Annotated in this window: 12 protein-coding genes; 8 read left to right on the top strand and 4 right to left on the bottom strand. The window is 61.7% G+C overall.

All coding sequences use genetic code 11. From position 1 onward, the window contains the following. The 4 genes from B6S08_RS05975 (at position 1) to thrC (ending at position 5,597) form a co-directional block, all read left to right on the top strand. Entirely contained in the window at positions 1-693 is a 693-nt protein-coding gene (locus B6S08_RS05975; protein ID WP_169716386.1) for a tRNA/rRNA methyltransferase, read from the top strand. A gap of 219 nt (positions 694-912) precedes the next feature. After that, on the top strand, positions 913-3,369 hold the full coding sequence (gene thrA, locus B6S08_RS05970) for a bifunctional aspartate kinase/homoserine dehydrogenase I (protein WP_094199822.1): 2,457 nt from the start codon (positions 913-915) through the stop codon (positions 3,367-3,369). After that, entirely contained in the window at positions 3,370-4,326 is a 957-nt protein-coding gene (thrB, locus tag B6S08_RS05965) for a homoserine kinase (RefSeq protein ID WP_094199821.1), read from the top strand. It begins immediately after the preceding gene. Continuing rightward, complete coding sequence (gene thrC / locus B6S08_RS05960; RefSeq protein ID WP_094199820.1) at positions 4,323-5,597, top strand: threonine synthase; 1,275 nt, start codon at positions 4,323-4,325, stop codon at positions 5,595-5,597. The genes thrB and thrC overlap by 4 nt, the downstream gene beginning before the upstream one ends. Before the next feature lie 738 nt (positions 5,598-6,335). Here the strand turns inward: thrC and B6S08_RS05950 are convergent. Continuing rightward, complete coding sequence (locus B6S08_RS05950) at positions 6,336-7,355, bottom strand: succinylglutamate desuccinylase/aspartoacylase family protein (protein ID WP_094199818.1); 1,020 nt, start codon at positions 7,353-7,355, stop codon at positions 6,336-6,338. Further along, positions 7,355-8,257 carry a 30S ribosomal protein S6--L-glutamate ligase gene (gene rimK, locus B6S08_RS05945; RefSeq protein WP_094199817.1) on the bottom strand — a complete coding sequence of 301 codons (903 nt, stop codon included), beginning with the start codon at positions 8,255-8,257 and terminating at the stop codon, positions 7,355-7,357. Before rimK ends, B6S08_RS05950 begins: the two co-directional genes overlap by 1 nt. A gap of 285 nt (positions 8,258-8,542) precedes the next feature. On the opposite strand from rimK, the gene acnA reads away from it, so the two are divergent. Next, the gene (gene acnA, locus B6S08_RS05940) at positions 8,543-11,254 is read left to right on the top strand and encodes an aconitate hydratase AcnA (RefSeq protein WP_094199816.1); all 2,712 of its coding nucleotides are present in this window, start codon (positions 8,543-8,545) and stop codon (positions 11,252-11,254) included. Positions 11,255-11,410: 156 nt separating this feature from the next. Here acnA and B6S08_RS05935 read toward each other — a convergent pair whose 3' ends face one another. Next, a complete protein-coding gene (locus B6S08_RS05935; RefSeq protein WP_094199815.1) occupies positions 11,411-12,184 on the bottom strand; it encodes a TOBE domain-containing protein in 774 nt (257 codons plus the stop codon). Positions 12,185-12,308: 124 nt separating this feature from the next. Between B6S08_RS05935 and modA the strand changes: the two genes are divergently transcribed. From modA to modC, 3 genes are read left to right on the top strand one after another with little or no spacing between them, the layout of a single operon-like run. Next, positions 12,309-13,055 carry a molybdate ABC transporter substrate-binding protein gene (modA, locus tag B6S08_RS05930; RefSeq protein WP_094199814.1) on the top strand — a complete coding sequence of 249 codons (747 nt, stop codon included), beginning with the start codon at positions 12,309-12,311 and terminating at the stop codon, positions 13,053-13,055. Continuing rightward, positions 13,056-13,736, top strand: a complete 681-nt coding sequence (gene modB / locus B6S08_RS05925; protein WP_094199813.1) for a molybdate ABC transporter permease subunit — start codon at positions 13,056-13,058, stop codon at positions 13,734-13,736. It abuts the gene before it with no gap. Beyond that, positions 13,733-14,782, top strand: a complete 1,050-nt coding sequence (gene modC / locus B6S08_RS05920) for a molybdenum ABC transporter ATP-binding protein (protein WP_094199812.1) — start codon at positions 13,733-13,735, stop codon at positions 14,780-14,782. The genes modB and modC overlap by 4 nt, the downstream gene beginning before the upstream one ends. Before the next feature lie 141 nt (positions 14,783-14,923). On the opposite strand, the gene rpiA is transcribed toward modC, so the two are convergent. Further along, positions 14,924-15,583 carry a ribose-5-phosphate isomerase RpiA gene (gene rpiA / locus B6S08_RS05915; protein WP_094199811.1) on the bottom strand — a complete coding sequence of 220 codons (660 nt, stop codon included), beginning with the start codon at positions 15,581-15,583 and terminating at the stop codon, positions 14,924-14,926. Positions 15,584-15,729: the final 146 nt, after the last annotated feature.

Raw genomic sequence — 15,729 nt, 5'->3', positions numbered from 1 at the left:
GTGGAGTTGTATTTCGTACTGGAGTCGCCGGCCCGTCCGGAAAACGTCGGCGCCGCGGCCCGCGCCATGAAAACCATGGGCTTTTCGCGCATGCGCCTTGTCAACAGCCGAGTGCATGAGCAGGATCAGGCCCAGTGGGTGGCCCACGGCGCCCAGGAGATACTGGAGCAGGCCGAATATTATCCTACCTTGGCCGAGGGCCTGGCCGACATGGATCTGGTGATCGCTACCACGGCCCGCCGCCGGGGCCGCTATCAGCATTATCTGACCCCCCGGGAAGCCGTGTCCCAGATCAACAACAAGGCGGTACAACGGGTGGCGGTGTTGTTTGGCTGTGAAGAGTCGGGCCTGAGCAACGAGCACCTGGCCCAGGCCGATATCATCAGCTATCTGCCGCTCAAGGTGAGTTATCCGTCGCTGAATCTGGGGCAGGCCATCATGCTGTATGCCTGGGAGTTCAGTCAGGGGCTGGCACCGAAAGCTGAACAAAAAAGCGACGTTCGGCAGGAAAACGCTCAGCTTCGCGTGCTGCAACAAAAAACAGAACAATTACTGGATTTCATCGGGGTTTCTCAGCAGGAAAAACTGGCCGAGTGGGTTAAAGACCGATTGCCTGTGCTGGAGCAGCGGGACCTGAACCTGTTGCACCTGCTCTGCAAGGACCTTGAACGGGCCCTCAAACACCGGGAGTGAAGTTGACAAGCCGCCGGCCCCGGGTTATTGCTATGCCATTCGTTGTTACAGGTTGTATGTCATGCTGCAGTTCACCCGCACCACCACCATTATTATTACCGGCACCACCATCGGTGGCACCGGGGCGGGCTGATGCGCTGACGACAAACAGAATTTGAATCGAAAAGCCCGTGTCCCTACCAGATACGGGCTTTTTTAGTTTTACACAGGGAGTAATGAATGCGAGTCCTGAAATTTGGCGGTACATCGCTGGCCAATAACGAACGGTTCGACACCGTGGCCGATATCGTGGTCAACAACCAGCGGCAGTCCCAGGTGGCGCTGGTGCTGTCGGCACCGGCCCGAGTAACCAACCACCTGGTGGCCGTGGTGGAGCAGACCATTCGCGGCCTGGAAGCGGCGCCGGTGCTGAAGGAAATCGAGCAGATTTTTCACGGCATCATCGACGGACTCAAGGGCAAGTATGCCGAACTGGACGACACCGGGCTCAAGGCCGTGGTGGAGCGCGAGCTCAACCAGCTGACCCGGCTGTTGCAGGGGGTCAGCCTGCTGCAACAGTGCCCCGACAATATTCAGGCCCGCATTCTCAGCCGGGGCGAGGCGCTGTCCATCGCCACCATGGCCGAACTGCTGCGCGCCCGGGGCGAGCAGGTGGAAGTGATCTCGCCCCAGGAAATGCTGCTGGGCGAGGGCAGTGTGCTGGAGGCCCAGGTCAATATCGAGGTGTCCCGCCAGCGTTTCGCCGACAAGGGCCTGCGTGACGACTGCGTTTACCTGATGCCGGGCTTTACCGCCGGCAATGAAAAGGGTGAAACCGTCATTTTGGGCCGCAACGGCTCCGACTACTCCGCCGCCGTGCTGGCCGCCTGCGTGGGTGCCGAGTGCTGCGAGATCTGGACCGACGTGGACGGCGTCTACAACTGTGACCCGCGGCTGGTGCCCGACGCCAAGCTGCTGCGCCAGCTGTCCTACAAGGAAGCCATGGAGCTGTCCTATTTCGGTGCCAAGGTACTGCACCCTAAAACCATCGCTCCCATCGCCCAGTTCCACATTCCCTGCCTGATCAAGAATACCGGTAACCCTCAGGGCGAAGGCTCGCTGATCGGCCCGGAGTGCAGTGACGACGATCTGCAGGTCAAGGGCATTTCCGATCTGGCCGGCATGACCATGATCAACATCTCCGGCCCGGGCATGAAGGGCATGGTGGGCATGGCCGGCCGGCTGTTTTCCTGCATCTCCCGTGCCGGTGCCAGCATAGTGCTAATCACCCAAAGCTCGTCGGAATACAGCGTCAGCTTCTGTATTCATACCTACGACAAGCAAAAGGTGCAAAAGGCCATCGCCAACGAATTTGCCCTGGAGTTCAAGAACAACCTGCTGGAGCCGCTGGATGTGATTGACGATCTGGCGATCATCTCCCTGGTGGGGGACCGCATGCGCACCGCCCGGGGCGTGTCTGCCCGCTTCTTCAATTCCCTGGCGGAAGCCTCGATCAATATCGTGGCCATCGCTCAAGGGTCCAGCGAGCGCTCCATCTCGGCGGTGATCCGCAAGGAAAAGGTGACCGAGGCGATCAAGGCCTGCCATCAGAACTTCTTCTCCAGCCGTCAGTTCATCGATGTGTTTCTGGTGGGCTGTGGCGGCGTGGGCGGCGCCCTGCTCGAGCAGATCCGTCGTCAACAATCGGTGCTGGAAGCCCAGGACATCGGCATTCGGGTGGTGGGCATCGCCAACTCCCGCAAAATGCTGCTGGATAAAAACGGCATCAGCCTCAATGACTGGCGCGATCGCCTGGAGCAGGCCCAGGAAAGCTTCAGTCTGGAGCGGGTCACCCGGCTGGTGGAAGACAGCCACCTGATCAACCCCGTGCTGGTGGACTGTACCACCAGCGAGCAGATTGCCGATCAGTACGCCGACTTTCTTGCCGCCGGCTTTCACGTGGTTACCCCCAACAAAAAGGCCAACACCGCCAGCCTGGATTACTACCGCGAGCTGCGCCGTTCGGCCCGTTCCACTCGTCGCAAGTTCCTTTACGAAACCAACGTGGGCGCCGGCCTGCCGGTGATCGAGAACCTGCAGAACCTCATTCGTGCCGGCGACAAGCTCAAGGCCTTTGGCGGCATACTGTCCGGCTCTCTGTCCTATATCTTTGGCAAGCTGGATGAGGGCATGAGCTTTGCCGAAGCCACCCGCATCGCCCGGGAGAACGGCTTTACCGAGCCGGACCCCCGCGACGATCTGAACGGCATGGACGTGGCCCGCAAGCTGCTGATCCTGGCCCGGGAAGCGGGCATGGAGCTCGGCCTCGACGAGATTGAGGTGGAGCAGGCGCTGCCGCCGGGCTTTGACGCCAGCGGTGATATCGAGTCCTTTATGGCCCGATTGCCGGAAGCGGACGCCTGGTTTGCCGAGAAGGCCGCCGAGGCGGGCGAAGGACGAGTGCTGCGCTATGTGGGCGTTATCGAAAATGGCCAATGCAAGGTTGCGATCAAGGCCGTGGACGGGGATGATCCCCTGTTTAAAGTCAAGGACGGCGAAAACGCCCTGGCGTTTTACACCCAGTATTACCAGCCCATTCCGCTGGTGCTGCGTGGCTACGGTGCCGGTGCCGATGTGACCGCCGCCGGTGTCTTTGCCGACCTGTTGCGCACCCATAACTGGAAGCAGGAGATTTAAATGAGTGTTGTAGCCTACGCGCCGGCCTCTACCGCCAACGTCAGTGTTGGGTTTGATGTACTGGGGGCCGCGCTGGCCCCCCTCGATGGCTCCCTGCTGGGGGACCGCGTGCTGGTGGAAAACGCCAGCGGCGATTTTTACCTTACCAATGCCGGTCCCTATGCCCACAAGCTGCCGGACGATTACACCCAGAATATCGTTTACGATTGCTGGCTGTCCTATGAAAAGGCGCTCGACAAAAAGGGCCTGGCGCGCAAGCCGCTGACCATGACCCTGGAAAAGAACCTGCCGGTGGGCTCGGGGCTGGGCTCCAGCGCCACCAGCATAGTGGCCGCCTTTGTGGCCCTGAACGCCTTTTACGATAACGCCATGAGCGAGCATGAGCTGATGCTGCTGATGGGTGAGCTGGAAGGGCGAATCTCCGGCTCGGTGCATTACGACAACGTGGCACCCTGTCACCTGGGCGGCATGCAACTGGTGCTGGACGAAGCCGGTGTGGTCAGCCAGACCCTGCCGTCCTTTGAAGAATGGTACTGGGTGGTGTGTTACCCCGGCATCGCCGTGTCTACCTCTGCCGCCCGGGAAATTCTGCCGGCCCAGTACCGCCGTCAGGACTGCCTGGAATACGGTCGTCGCCTGGCGGGCTTTGTGCACGCCAGCCACACCGGTCAGGAGCAGGTGGCTGCGGCCATGCTCAAGGACGTGATTGCCGAGCCCTATCGTGCCCAGCTGATCCCCGGCTTTAAGGAAGTGCGTGAGCACGCCGCCGCCATGGGGGCCCTGGCCACCGGCATTTCCGGCAGTGGCCCCACCGTGTTTACGGTGATGAAGGATCTGCATCAGGCGGAAAAACTCAAGGCCTGGCTGGCCGACCACTTTATTCAGAATCAGGATGGCTTTTGCCATATTTGCAAACTCGACGCCGAAGGCGCGCGAGTCACAGGAACCAAGCTATGAAGTTGTACAACATCAAGGATAATGCAGAGACCATCAATTTTGCCGGCGCCGTCAAGCAGGGCCTGGGCCGGGGCCAGGGCCTGTTCTTTCCGGAAAACCTGAGCCCGCTTGCCAACGTTGACGCCCTGCTGGAGCAGCCGCTGGTGCCCCGCTCGGTAGCCATACTGCAGCATCTGATCGGTGACGAAATTCCCAAGGACACCCTCACCGCCATGGTGGAGCACGCCTTTACCTTTCCGGCGCCGCTGGTGAAGGTGGACGAGCACACCTACGCCCTGGAGCTGTTCCACGGCCCGACTCTGGCGTTCAAGGACTTTGGCGGCCGCTTTATGGCCCAGTGCCTGGCCACCCTGAGCAGTGAAGGCAAGATCACCATTCTGACCGCCACCTCCGGCGACACCGGTGCCGCCGTGGCCCACGCCTTCTACGGCCTGCCCAATATCGAAGTGGTGATCCTCTACCCCGAGGGCAAAATCAGCCCGTTGCAGGAAAAGCTGTTCACCACCCTGGGTGGCAACATTCGCACCTTTGCGGTGCAGGGTGACTTTGACGCCTGCCAGGCGCTGGTCAAGAACGCCTTTGACGACGAAGAGCTGAAGGCCGCCGTGGGCCTGAATTCCGCCAACTCCATCAACATCAGCCGTCTGCTGGCCCAGGTGTGCTACTACTTTGAAGCCGTGGCCGAGCTGCCCGCCGAGCAGCGCAACAAGGCGGTGATCTGCGTGCCGTCCGGTAACTTCGGCAACCTGACCGCCGGTCTGATTGCCAAGGCCATCGGCCTGCCGGTGAAGCGCTTTGTGGCCGCCACCAATGCCAACGACACCGTGCCGCGTTACCTGGAAAGCGGCAACTGGGATCCGCAGGCCACCGTGGCCACCCTGTCCAACGCCATGGACGTGAGCCGACCCAACAACTGGCCGCGGGTGGAAGAGCTGTGCCGGGTCAAGGGCTGGAGTCTTTCTGATATCGCTTCCGGTGCCCTTAACGATGAGCAAACCCAGGACGCCCTCAAGCGGCTGTTTGCCAAGGGCTACCTGTGCGAGCCCCACGGCGCCATCGCCTGGGATCTGCTCAACAAGGAGCGCGGCAAGGACGAAGTGGGCATCTTCCTGTGTACCGCTCATCCGGCCAAGTTCAAGGAAAGTGTGGACCGCATTCTGGAGCAGGACATTGAACTGCCGGGCCCGCTGGCCAAGCACGGCGCCATGGAATCCCTGTCCGAGACCATTCCCGCCGACTTTGCCGCCCTCAAGGCGAAAATGATGGGCTGAGGCGAACCGCTTGCCATATCACCATGCCGGGCTTGCCCCGGCATTTTTTATTTGTAATACCGCTGTTTATCCATACGCCAGCCTGCCTTTGGGTCGTGAGTCCGTGGTATTCGGCGCCAAACGACCATTATCTCTGGGGCGACTGATGATTCCCCTTCCTGATTTACCCCCGCTCCCTGTAAGCGATCTCTCAAGGCACGCATGGAAAAGGCGCTTTTGATATATGGATTTTGGCGGAAATTCGTTGTAAGTTTATGAATATAAAGAATTTTTGTTGTCAGGTTGAATTTCAAGCAGAGGCGTGAACCTGCCCACCGCATTGTGTCGGCCGGGGGAAAGGATATGATGAATACCAACAGCAAGGCAGGCTGAGTTGCCGGGAAGGCAGCGAGCAGGAAGGCTCACAGGACACACCAACACGGAAGGTGTGAAGAAAGGAATCGGGGAAGACGGTGCAGGCAGGATGCCGGCAGCCAGGAATGGCAAGGGACACGGCCATGAAGGCCAAGTGGAACAGGTCAGGAAGATCAGGGATACCTTCAGGAAGAAGCGGTTGGCAGCAGGACGGCGGCCATTCATGGAAGATGCAGGGACGAGCCCGATGGAACGGGAAAGAGGAAGACTCGGAGGAGTCAGGTCAGGGATTGCAGGGAGCAATCAGGTTCAGGAACGAGCCGACGACATCAAAAGGGGCAGCCGGTGGCTGCCCCTTTTCTATTGGTGATAGCGGGCCATGCACTACATGGCCGGCGTCTGTACATCCAACTCGTCCACAAAGCGTTCCACCGTTTTCTCCGCCTGTTTGATCTCGTCAAACAGGGCAATATGGCAGATGGCGTCGCCTTCATTGACCAGGGGCATGGTCAGGCTGCCGATCACAATGCCGCTGCGCGGTGCAATGATATCCCGGTTTTCCGTGCCCAGGGGGGCGGTGATGGTGCCCAGGCAGTCCCCCTTGCGAATGCGCTCTCCCAGGCGCACTTTCAGGTGCAGCAGGCCGTCGTGCTCGGCTCGAATCCAGGTGCTGGCGCGGGCGATAATGGGTTCGGTCACGGATTTGGCGGTGGTGGCCCTGAGCATGCCCAGCGTGCGCATCACCCTGAGCACGCCCCGCACCCCGGCCTTGATCGGCAGCGGGTCGAAGCGCAGCGCCTCGCCGGCCTCATAGAGGATCACCGGCACCCCCTGGGTCTCTGCCACCGAGCGTAAGGAGCCGTCGCGAATGCTGGCATCCAGAATAATGGGCGCGCCAAAGCTCTCCGCCATTTGCCGAGTGACCGGACAGTCAAGCTGGGCACGAATCTGGGGCAGGTTGCTGCGGTGAATCGCGCCGGTGTGCAGGTCGATAATATGGCTGCACTTGCTGACGATCTCATTCACGAAAAAGTGCGCAACCCGGGCGCCGAGTGAGCCTTTTTCCGAGCCGGGAAAGCAGCGGTTGAGATCGCGCCGGTCCGGCAGGTAGCGGGACTTGTGAATAAAGCCGAACACATTGACCACGGGCACCGCTACCAGGGTGCCTCTGAGGCGGGCCGGGTTGATCCTGGCCAGCACCTGGTTGACCACCTCAATGCCGTTGAGCTCATCGCCGTGAATGGCGGCGCACAGCAGCAGCACCGGGCCCGGCAGTTTGCCGTGCACCACTTCTACCGGCACCGTCAGTGGCGATTGAGTATAGAGCTGGGCCAGGGCCAGCTGCATGGTCTGGCGGCGGCCGGGAGCCACATGCTGGCCGGCGAGTTCAAAAGTCGCTCTCATCAGCCACGCTCCCGGTGACGGGGTTTGCGATGGGCATGGCTTTCGATGTGCTGAATGATCAGGTCCGCCACGTCCTTGCCGGTGGCACTTTCAATGCCTTCCAGGCCGGGGGATGAGTTGACCTCCATCACCAGGGGGCCACGCTTTGAGCGCAGCAGATCCACCCCGGCCACCTGAAGGCCCATGGCCTTGGCCGAGGCGATGGCGGTCTTGCGCTCTTCGGGGGTAATGCGCACCAGGCGCGCTTCGCCCCCCCGGTGCAGGTTGGAGCGAAATTCGCCCTCCTGAGCCTGGCGTTTCATGGCGGCGATTACCTTGTCACCCAGCACAAAGCAGCGAATGTCGGCGCCGCCGGCTTCTTCGATAAATTCCTGCACCATGATGTTGGCCTTGAGGCCCATAAAGGCTTCCAGCACGCTTTCCGCCGCCTTGCGGGTTTCCGCCAGCACCACGCCAATCCCCTGGGTGCCTTCCAGCAGCTTGATCACCAGTGGGGCGCCGCCCACCATGTCGATCAGATCGGGGACGTCGTCGGGCTTGTTGGCAAAGCCGGTGATCGGCATGCCCACGCCGTGGCCCGACAGCACCTGCAGCGAGCGCAGCTTGTCCCGGGAGCGGCTGATGGCCGCCGAGTGGTTGAGGGTGTAGCAACCCATCATTTCAAACTGGCGCAATACGGCGGTGCCGTAAAAGGTGACCGAGGCGCCAATGCGGGGAATGATGGCGTCGAAATGCGCCAGATCTTCCCCCTTGTAATGGATGGAGGGCTTGTTGTCGTTAATGTTCATGTAGCAGCGCAGGGCATCGATGATGCTGACCTCGTGGCCCCGGGCCTCGGCGGCTGCCTGCAGGCGCCGGGTGGAATACAACGAGGGATTGCGGGAAAGAATGGCGATCTTCATGAGTGCGCGGCGGTGTCCTGTAACTGAGTGTGCAAGGTGATTTCGGGCTTCCTTCTACGCCATCACGGCGCATTGTGCCAACGAGAAAAAACGGGGCTGAGGCCAAAAAATCATGGTTGTCATTCCCCTTGCAGTATGGCCCCTAAGCCGGTCGCCGGCCATTTTTTGATCCTTGTTCGTCCTTGGGCCATAATCAATTCCTAACTGTCTGATATATAAAAATAATGCTTATTCGGCGGCACTGCCGTAACGGGGTGCCGGACGCTCAGGAACCAAGGAGGAAACATGTCTTCCGAACTGACCCGCACCGTTCAGGCCCGGCTTGGCCTGAACGGCCGTGATTATCATTATTATGCCCTCGACCAGGCGCCCGGCGGCACGCAGCTGGCGCGACTGCCCAAGTCCCTCAAGGTGCTCACCGAAAACCTGCTGCGCCACGGCGACCATGGCCTGAAGGAGGAGCTGCAGGCCATGGTGGACTGGCTGAAGCACGGCCACAGTGAGCGGGAAATAGCCTTTCGCCCGGTACGGGTGCTGATGCAGGACTTTACCGGGGTGCCGGCGGTGGTGGATCTGGCCGCCATGCGCGAGGCGGTGAAACGCCTGGGCGGTGAGGTGGAAAAGGTCAACCCGCAGTCGGCGGTGGACCTGGTTATCGACCACTCGGTGATGGTGGACGAATTTGCCAATGAGCAGGCCTTTGCCACCAACGTGGATCTGGAAATGGCTCGCAACGGCGAACGTTACGCCTTTCTGCGCTGGGGCCAGCAGACCTTTGACAATTTTCGCGTGGTACCGCCCGGCACCGGCATCTGCCATCAGGTCAACCTGGAATACCTGGGCCAGACGGTGTGGCAGCAGGACACCGGCGACGGCACCCTGATCTGCCCCGATACCCTGGTGGGCACCGACTCCCATACCACCATGATCAACGCCCTGGGCATTCTGGGCTGGGGTGTGGGTGGCATTGAGGCCGAGGCCGCCATGCTAGGCCAGCCGGTGTCGATGCGTATTCCCGAGGTGGTGGGCTTCAAGCTGACCGGCAGCCTGCGTGAAGGCATGACCGCCACGGATCTGGTATTGACCGTCACCGAAATGCTGCGCAACCACGGCGTGGTGGGCAAGTTTGTGGAGTTCTACGGCGATGGCCTGGCCAGCCTGCCCCTGGCGGACAGGGCCACCATTGCCAACATGGCCCCGGAATACGGCGCCACCTGCGGTTTTTTCCCCGTGGATGAAGAAACCCTGCGTTACCTGCGCCTGACCGGCCGAGCCGAGCAGCAGCTGGCACTGGTGGAAGCTTACAGCAAGGCCCAGGGACTCTGGCGCAACCCCGGAGACGAACCGGTGTTTACTGACACCCTGGCGCTCGACATGGGCGAGGTGGAAGCCTGCCTGGCCGGCCCCAAGCGTCCTCAGGACAGGGTGGTGCTCAGCCGGGTGCCTCAGGCCTTTGAGCTGGCCCGGGGGCAGTCGGTCAGCGACAGCGCCGAAAGCCGATTGGAAGGCGAGGGCGGTCAGACCGCAGTGGGTTGCGAGCAGGCCCAGAAGGGTACCCCCTTTCATCTGGATGGCGCCACCCATCATTTGCGCGACGGCGCCGTGGTGATTGCCGCCATTACTTCCTGTACCAACACCTCCAACCCCAGCGTGCTGATGGCCGCCGGCCTGATGGCCAGGGCCGCGGTGGAAAAAGGACTGACCCGGGCGCCCTGGGTGAAAAGCTCGCTGGCCCCCGGCTCTCGAGTGGTAACCCGCTACCTGGAAGCCGCCGGCATGATGCCGGCCCTGGAAGCACTCGGCTTTCACCTGGTGGGTTACGGCTGCACCACCTGCATCGGTAATTCCGGGCCCTTGCCCGAGTCCATTGAAGCGGCCATTCGCAAGGATGATCTCACCGTGGCCTCGGTGCTGTCGGGCAACCGCAACTTCGAGGGCCGCATTCATCCGTTGGTGAAGACCAACTGGCTGGCGTCACCGCCCCTGGTGGTGGCCTATGCGCTTGCCGGTAACATGCATGTGGATCTCACCAAGGATGCGCTGGGTACCGATAAGAACGGCAAGCCGGTCTATCTGAAGGACATCTGGCCATCACAAAAAGCCGTGGCCGAGGCGGTGGCCAAGGTGAAAACCGACATGTTCAGCAAGGAGTATGGCGAGGTATTTGACGGCGACGAACGCTGGCGCGCCATTGACGTGACCGGCAGCGCCACCTTTGACTGGCAGGACGACTCTACCTATATTCGTCACCCGCCGTTTTTCAGCGACATGGCGGCGAAGCCCGCGCCGGTGACCGACATTGAGTCGGCCCGAGTGCTGGCGCTGCTGGGCGACTCGGTGACCACGGATCACATTTCGCCGGCGGGCAGCATCAAGGCCGACAGCCCGGCGGGCAAATACCTGCAGGAATGCGGCATCAAGCGCAAGGACTTCAACTCCTACGGCTCCCGGCGCGGCAACCACGAGGTGATGATGCGCGGCACCTTTGCCAATATTCGCATTCGCAACCTGATGCTGGACGATGTGGAAGGGGGCGAAACCCGTCATTATCCCAGTGGCGAGCAACTGTCCATTTATGACGCCGCCATGCGTTATCAGGACGAAGGCGTGCCCCTGGTGGTGGTGGCCGGCAAGGAATACGGTACCGGCTCCAGCCGGGACTGGGCTGCCAAGGGCACCCGGCTGCTGGGGGTGAGGGCGGTGCTGGCCCGCTCCTACGAGCGCATTCACCGCTCCAACCTGATTGGCATGGGCGTGCTGCCGCTGGAGTTTTCCGGCGACGACAGCATGGAAAGCCTGGGGCTGTCCGGCGAGGAGCAGTTGTCGATTCGTGGCCTGGACGGCCTCAACCCCGGCTGCCGCCTGACCGTGGCCATTACCGACGGTGATGGCAAGACGCGGGAAATCGAGGCTCTGTGCCGCATCGACACGCAGGACGAGCTTACCTACTATCGCCACGGCGGCATACTGCACTATGTGATCAGGAATATGCTGTGACGCTCGAAGCTGTCAGTCAGTGAACCGTAGGTTGGAATGAGCCTTGCGAATACCAACACGAAGCCGGCGGTATAATGTTGGGATTCGCTGCGCTCATCGCCAACCTACGCCTCTTGCCACATGCTACAAGCTGGCCCGGCTGAAGCCGGGCCTGTATCAGGGCTCCAGCGTGGCCAGGATCACCTGCTCCGGGGCAAAGCAGGCAAATGCCCGTGCGCCGAGGGCGGGCAGGGTTTCATGGATCGGACGCAGGGCGCAGATTTCGCCGCCCTGATCCAGCGTCAGCATCACTTCGTTAAAGCGATCACCGGCCATGACCGCCGACACCGTGCCGGCCAGACGGTTGGGGGTTTTCCCTGACCCGGTTTCAATGGTCACCCAGGGGGCCTTGATCAGCGCCAGCACCTCCTTGCCCGGGATCAGCCCGAGCCGCCGGCAACTGCGCTCGGTAATGTCCGCCAGCAGGGTGGCGCCACCATTCAGCCTCAGGCCGACCTGATGGCTGAGATCCCGGCGGCCCACCGATGTCACCTGTGCAAAAAACTGGTTGCGGGCACTGGTCTGCAGGCCAAAGCGCGACACCACCGCCAGCAGGCTGTCGAGGGAAGCGCTTTCGTCCTGCAGGGCGTTTACCGCCATGCGCTCAATACGCCCCAGCAGGGCATAGATTTTCAGCAGCCGTTCGCCATAGGGGGTCAGCCGGGCGCCGCCGCCGCCCTTGCCGCCGGTTTCGCTGGCCACCAGGGGCTGGCCGGCCAGGGTGTTCATGTCCTTGACCGCATCCCAGGCCGACTTGTAGCTGATGCCCGCCGCTTGCGCGCCGCGGCTGATGGAGCCCTGCTCACGAATGCACTCCAGCAGACGCACCCGCTTGGGGGAAATAAACAGTCGCCCCTGTTGCTGCAGGCTCAGCAATATGTCCAGTTCCACCTTGTTCCTCGCATGTGTTGGCAGGGCCTGGGGCCATGATACGTCATTAGCGTTGTGTTTTTTATTTTATAGCGATACATTGCTGCGTTATATACATGGCTATATAACCAAAGGACGATTCGTGATGCCCAAACTTTCCTCCGCCACGTTGCTGTTGTGCGTATCCATGCCGGCCCTGGCCGATGAGGTCAGGGTGGCGGTGGCCGCCAATTTTCTCGATGCCATCACCACCCTGAGCGAGCAGTTTGAGCGGCAAAGCGGTCATACCGTGCTGATCTCGTCCGGCTCTACCGGCAAGCTCTATGCTCAGATCAAGAACGGCGCACCCTTTGATGTGTTTCTGGCCGCCGACGAGGCGCGGCCCGCACTGCTGGAGCATGAAGCAGCCATCGTGCCCGGCAGTCGTTTTACCTATGCCCTGGGTACCCTGGTGCTGTGGAGCCCGGACCGGGGGCTGATAGACGCCGAACAGTCGGTACTCAACAATGGCGATTTTCGTTTTCTGGCCATCGCCAACCCGGCTACCGCCCCCTATGGGCGCGCCGCCCAGGAGGTGCTCACCGGCATGGGGCTGTGGGAGCGCTTCAGCAAAAAGATGGTGCGGGGCGAAAACATCGGCCAGACCTACCAGTATGTGTACAGCCGCAATGCCGATCTGGGTTTTGTGGCCAAGTCCCAGGTGTTCAGCCAGGGGCAATTTGCCGACGGCTCCTGGTGGGAAGTGCCCGCCGACCGTTATGCACCCATTGTGCAGCAGGCGGTACAGCTGCGCGATACTCCGGCGGCAACGGCCCTGCTGGACTATCTACGCTCCCCCGCAGGCCTGGCGGTGATCCAGGCCTACGGTTACGGCACCGACGCGGCGCAGTAAATGCTGGCGCCTCAGGATATGGCCGCCCTCGGGCTGACCCTGCGGCTGGCCGGGGTCACCGTGCTGGTGTTGCTGGTGCTGGGCACGCCCCTGGCCTGGTGGCTGAGCCAGACCCAAAGCCGCCTCAAAACCGTCATCGAGGCGGTGGTGGCGCTGCCGCTGGTGTTGCCGCCCACCGTGCTGGGCTTTTACCTGCTACTGGCGCTGGGGCCCCATGGGGTGATTGGCGGTTTGTCCATGGCGCTGGGAGGTGGCAGCCTGGCCTTTACCTTTACCGGCCTGGTGATTGGCTCGGCGTTTTATTCGCTGCCCTTTGTGGTGCAACCACTGCAAGGGGCCTTTGAGGCCATGGGCCGGCGTCCGCTGGAGGTGGCCGCCACCCTCGGGGCTTCACCCCTGGACCGGTTCCTTACCGTGGCGGTGCCCCTGGCCCGGCGCGGTTTTCTTACCGCCATCGTGCTCGGCTTTGCCCATACCCTGGGGGAGTTCGGCGTGGTGCTGATGCTGGGCGGTAATATTCCCGGCGCCACCCAGGTGATTTCCATCGCCATTTACGATCATGTGGAGATGCTGCAATACGATCAGGCCCATACCCTGTCGGCGCTGCTGCTGGTGCTGTCGTTCAGCATTCTGATGGCGGTGTATGCCCTTAACCGCCGCTTTTCGGTGGTGCACCCATGATCAGCGCTCGGTTTAAGCTGGTGCGCCCCGGATTTTGCCTCGACGCCGCCTTTGAGCAGCCATCAACTGGGGTTACCGCATTATTTGGCCCGTCCGGTTGTGGCAAGACCACGCTGCTGCGCTGCCTGGCCGGGCTGGAGCGGGCCGATGGCGAGTTGTGGCTGAACGGCGAGAGCCTGCATGGTCTGCCGGTGCACCGGCGCCGCTTTGGCTACGTATTTCAGGAGGCCAGCCTGTTTAACCACCTGTCGGTGCGCGACAACCTGCTCTATGGCTGGCGCCGGCTGCCCAAAGGCATCACCAGACCCAATGTAAACGAAGTGGTGGGCTGGCTGGGACTGTCGCACCTGCTGGCGCAGGGGGCGGCCTCACTCTCCGGCGGCCAGCGTCAACGGGTGGCCATTGGCCGGGCCCTGCTGACGGCGCCCCGGTTATTATTGCTGGATGAACCCCTGTCGGCCCTGGACACTCAGGCCAAACGGGAGATTTTGCCCTGGATTGAGGGACTGTCGGCCCGGGCCGGAGTACCGGTGTTTTATGTCACCCATGCTCCGGACGAAGTGGAACGGCTGGCGGATCGGGTGATCTTTATGGCGCGCGGCCGCACCACCCAGGTTGAGCCATTGCAGCAGGCCATGGCCCGTCCCGATTCGACGCTGTTTGTGGAGCAGGGGGCGGCCAGCATACTAGAAGGCACGCTGGAAGCCGAGCTGGAGGATGGCCGAACACCCTTTGCCTTTAACGGTCAGACCCTGTGGCTGGTGCATGCCCGCCGGCAGGGAGGTGAACGGGCCCGAGTGCGCATTCAGGCCTCGGATGTGAGCCTGGCGCTGGCGCCGGTGGCAGGGGTATCGATACTGAACCAGTTGCCGCTTAGGCTGGTGGTGCTGCATCAGCTGGGTGAGGGCAGGGTACTGGTGGACGGGAAGCTTGATGGCGGCCAGCGATTGCTGGCCGAGGTATCCGCCTGGTCGGCGGGGCAGCTGGGGCTGCATCAGGGCATGGCGTGTTATGCCCTGATCAAGGCGGTGGCCCTGGTGAACTGAATATTGGCTGTCATCTCCGCGACGCGAAGATCCAGTCCGTAGGTTGGAATGAGGAACGAATTCCAACATTTGGCAGGCGTCTGCCTGTGTTGCGATTCACTTCGTTCATCGGCAACCTACGGTTTGGGTTGAGCAGTGATATCAGCCGCCCTGGCGCACCACGCCGTCGGGGGTGCCAATCAGCAGCACGTCGGCACCGCGTTCGGCAAACAGCCCGTTGGTCACGACGCCCACAATGGCGTTAATACGGGTTTCCAGCACCTTGGGCTCGGTAATGGCCAGGCCGTGTACGTCCAGTATGTGGTTGCCATTGTCGGTGACCACACCGTCCCGGTATACCGGCCGGCCGCCCAGCTTGCGCAGCTCCCGGGCCACGTATTCCCGGGCCATGGGGATCACTTCCACCGGCAGCGGAAAGGTGCCCAACACCTCGACGGTCTTGGTACCATCAACAATGCACACGAACTTGTCGGCCACGGCGGCCACGATTTTTTCCCGGGTCAGGGCCGCGCCGCCGCCCTTGACCATGGCCATGGAGCCGTCGATTTCATCGGCGCCATCCACATAGACGTTGAGCTCGCTGATGTCGTTGAGATCAAACACCGGAATGCCCAGATCCTTCAGCCGGGCGGTGGAGGCCTCGGAGCTGGATACCGCGCCCTTGATTTGATCCTTGATGGAGCCGAGGGCATCGATAAAGTGATTGACGGTGGAGCCGGTGCCCACACCAACAATGCTGCCCGGGGTCACGAACTCCAGCGCCGCCCAGCCGGCGGCCTTTTTCATTTCGTCTTGTGTCATGGCTGTGCTGTTCTCCTGCAAAAGTGCCGCGCATTATAGCAAAGCCGGCCCCGGTTGCATGGCTTGTGTTTGCTGAGTGACAGGTAGGACAGCGTAGGTTGCCGATGAGCGAAGCGAATCGCAACAAACAACCGGCGGCGGAATGT

The sequence above is a fragment of the Oceanimonas doudoroffii genome, from assembly GCF_002242685.1.
GTDB lineage: Bacteria > Pseudomonadota > Gammaproteobacteria > Enterobacterales > Aeromonadaceae > Oceanimonas > Oceanimonas doudoroffii.
The sequence above is the reverse complement of the archived record's forward strand: the minus strand, read 5'-3'. Positions and strand labels throughout refer to the sequence as shown.

What these genes read in the sequence shown, in the direction of transcription:
- thrA (WP_094199822.1), top strand. Translation starts at nt 913, where the DNA reads ATGCGAGTCCTGAAATTTGGCGGTACATCGCTGGCCAATAACGAACGG.
- thrB (WP_094199821.1), top strand. Translation starts at nt 3,370, where the DNA reads ATGAGTGTTGTAGCCTACGCGCCGGCCTCTACCGCCAACGTCAGTGTT.
- thrC (WP_094199820.1), top strand. Translation starts at nt 4,323, where the DNA reads ATGAAGTTGTACAACATCAAGGATAATGCAGAGACCATCAATTTTGCC.
- B6S08_RS05950 (WP_094199818.1), bottom strand. Translation starts at nt 7,355, where the DNA reads ATGAGAGCGACTTTTGAACTCGCCGGCCAGCATGTGGCTCCCGGCCGC.
- rimK (WP_094199817.1), bottom strand. Translation starts at nt 8,257, where the DNA reads ATGAAGATCGCCATTCTTTCCCGCAATCCCTCGTTGTATTCCACCCGG.
- acnA (WP_094199816.1), top strand. Translation starts at nt 8,543, where the DNA reads ATGTCTTCCGAACTGACCCGCACCGTTCAGGCCCGGCTTGGCCTGAAC.
- modA (WP_094199814.1), top strand. Translation starts at nt 12,309, where the DNA reads ATGCCCAAACTTTCCTCCGCCACGTTGCTGTTGTGCGTATCCATGCCG.
- modB (WP_094199813.1), top strand. Translation starts at nt 13,056, where the DNA reads ATGCTGGCGCCTCAGGATATGGCCGCCCTCGGGCTGACCCTGCGGCTG.
- modC (WP_094199812.1), top strand. Translation starts at nt 13,733, where the DNA reads ATGATCAGCGCTCGGTTTAAGCTGGTGCGCCCCGGATTTTGCCTCGAC.
- rpiA (WP_094199811.1), bottom strand. Translation starts at nt 15,583, where the DNA reads ATGACACAAGACGAAATGAAAAAGGCCGCCGGCTGGGCGGCGCTGGAG.